At 73.2% G+C, this 2365-nt stretch carries 1 protein-coding gene; it reads right to left on the bottom strand.

What is annotated here, in order from left to right; genetic code table 11:
- A partial coding sequence (locus ACWD3D_RS36155; protein WP_451464900.1) for a condensation domain-containing protein occupies positions 1-2365 on the bottom strand: 2365 nt, incomplete at both ends.

Here is a 2365-nt window from a genome sequence, read left to right as displayed (position 1 = left end):
ACCGGCAGATACGCGGCACCGGCCCGCCACACGGCCAGCATCGCCACCACCAGCTCCACCGTACGCGGCACCGCCAGACCGACCACGCTCTCCGGACCCACACCCGCCACGACCAGCCGACGCGCCAACCGGTCCGCCCTCGCGTCCAACTCACGGTACGTCAGCTCCACACCCTCACCAACCACGGCGACAGCACCCGGAGTCGCCGCGATCTGCCGCGCCACCAACTCCACCACGGTGGTGCGCTCGACGGCGGGCGTGGCTGTCTCGGGCAGCAGCGCGGTGCGCTCGGACGGCAGCAGCAGGTCGAGAACGGCGACCGGCAGCTCGGGGGCCCGGAGTGCCTGCTCCAGCACCCGCACGAACCGGGCGGCGAAGTCCTCGGCGGTCGCGCGGTCGAACAGGTCGAGCGCGAACTCGAGGTGTCCGGCCAGCGTCGGCTCGCCGTCGGCGGACCTGGCCTCGTTCATGGTCATCATCAGGTCGAACTTGGCGGTGCCGGTGACGGCGTCCTCGGGCGACCAGCCCGCCCGCTCACCGGCGGGCTCCACCCAGGCGCCGTCCTGCAGCACGAACATCGTCTGGAACAACGGGTGGTAGGCCCGTGAGCGGTCGGGGTTCAGCAGCTCGACCAAGCGCTCGAACGGCACGTCCTGGTTCTCGTAGGCGGCCAGGGCCTTGCTCCGGACCCGGTCCAGCACGTCGTTGAACGACGGGTTGCCGTCGAGGTCGACGCGCAGCACCCAGGTGTTGACGAAGAACCCGACGAGGTCGGCCAGCGCCTCGTCGGTCCGCCCGGCGATCGGCGTGCCGATCACCGCGTCGGTGCCGGCACCCATCCGGGAGAGCAGCACCGCGAACGCGGACTGCAGCACCATCGAGGCGGTGGTGCCGGTGCGGGAGGCGAACTTCTCCAGGGCGACGAGCAAGCGGGGTGGCAGTTCGAAATCGACCATGCCGCCCCGGTAGCTGGCCACCGGCGGGCGCTGCCGGTCGGTGCGCAGCGCCGTCGGCTGCACCAGGTCCGCCAACTCGTTCTGCCAGTACGTGACCTGGCGGGCCATCAGGCTCTCCGGGTCGGACTCGTCGCCGAGCAGCTCACGCTGCCACAGCGTGTAGTCCGCGTACTGCACCGGCAGCGGGGCCCAGGCCGGGGCGGCGCCGGTGAGCCGGGCCTCGTAGGCGGTGGCGATGTCGCGTGAGAACGCGGCCATCGAGCCGCCGTCGCCGGCGATGTGGTGCACGACCATCACCAGCACGTGGTGACTCACTCCGCCGTCCGCGGTGATGCGCAGGAGGCTGCCGTGGACCGGGATGTCGTTCGCCAGGTCGAAGGCGTGCCGGATGACCGCGGCCACCGCGGCGTCGCGCTCCGGCGCGGCGACCTCGACCAGCGGCAGCGCGAACCGGGCCTCGGCCTCGGCGGCGGGCAGAATCCGCTGGCAGGCTACGCCCAGGTCGTCCACGACGAACAGGGTGCGCAGCGACTCGTGCCGGGCGATGACGTCGCCGACGGCGGCCCGCATCGCCGTGTGGTCGACCTCGGCGGGCAGCCGCACCGCGACCGGGATGTTGTAGGTGGCCGACGGGCCCTCGTACTGGTGGATGAACCACAGGCGCTGCTGGGCCGGCGACAGCGGGACGGTCTCGGGGCGCCGTGCCGGGACGAGGGGAGGACGCCGGGTGCCCTCGGACAGGCGGGTGGCCAGGCCTGCGACGGTCGGCGACTCGAAGATCGCGGTGATCGGGAACTCGGCGTCCAGCGCGGCGCGCACCCGGGCCATCAGGCGCGTGGCGCGCAGCGACTGCCCGCCGAGCAGGAAGAAGTCGTCGTCGATACCGACCCGCTCCACGCCCAGCACCTCGGCGAACAGCTCCGTGAGGACCTGTTCCTTCGGGGTGCGCGGGGCTCGGTAGGGGCGGGTGGCGACCTCGGGTCGCGGCAGGGCCTTGCGGTCGAGCTTGCCGTTGGGGGCGAGGGGGAACCGCTCCAGCACCATGGTGACGGCCGGGACCATGAACTCCGGCAGCCGCTCGGCGGCGTGGACGCGCAGCTCCTCCGAGTCGGGCGCGCTCGCGCCGGCGGCGGGTACCACGTAGGCCACCAGCCGCTTGTCGTCGTCCGAGCCATGGGCCGCCACGACGGCCTGGCCGACGGCCGGGTGGGACAGCAGCGCCGCCTCGACCTCGCCGGGCTCGATCCGGATGCCGCGGACCTTCACCTGTGCGTCGGCGCGGGCGACGTAGTCGAGCACCGGGGCCTCGTCGGTGCCGGCCGGCAGGGTCCAGCGGACCAGGTCGCCGGTGCGGTACAGACGGGACCCGGGCTGCTCGCCGAACGGGTCGGCGACGATGCGCGCGGCGG

The organism is Streptomyces sp. NPDC002690 (genome assembly GCF_053592415.1).
Note: the sequence above shows the minus strand (reverse complement) of the source record. Positions and strands in the feature narration are given on the sequence as shown.